The organism is Variovorax sp. LG9.2 (genome assembly GCF_035018885.1).
Taxonomy (GTDB): domain Bacteria; phylum Pseudomonadota; class Gammaproteobacteria; order Burkholderiales; family Burkholderiaceae_C; genus Variovorax.
Genome location: NZ_JASJXB010000118.1, coordinates 1 through 369, shown reverse-complemented (window position 1 = coordinate 369; position 369 = coordinate 1). Strand labels below are relative to the sequence as shown.

1 protein-coding gene is annotated in these 369 nt (G+C 61.0%); it reads left to right on the top strand.

From position 1 onward, the window contains the following. On the top strand, window positions 1-369 hold a 369-nt coding region (locus tag QN413_RS27510), incomplete at both ends, for an Hsp70 family protein (RefSeq protein WP_323499653.1).

The window sequence follows — 369 nt, the reverse complement described above, 5'->3', positions numbered from 1 at the left end:
CCAAAGCACCTGAACATCAAGCTCAGCCGTGCCAAGCTCGAAAGCCTGGTCGATGAGCTGATCGAACGCACCATCGCGCCGTGCCGCCTGGCCATCAAGGACGCCGGCATCAGCGTGAGCGACATCAACGACGTCATTCTGGTCGGCGGCATGACCCGCATGCCGAAGGTGCAGGAGAAGGTCAAGGAGTTCTTCGGCAAGGAGCCACGCAAGGACGTAAACCCCGATGAAGCCGTAGCCGTCGGCGCTGCCATCCAGGGCCAGGTGCTTTCCGGCGATCGCAAAGACGTGTTGCTGCTCGACGTGACCCCGCTGTCGCTCGGCATCGAAACCATGGGCGGTGTCATGACCAAGATGATCGTGAAGAAC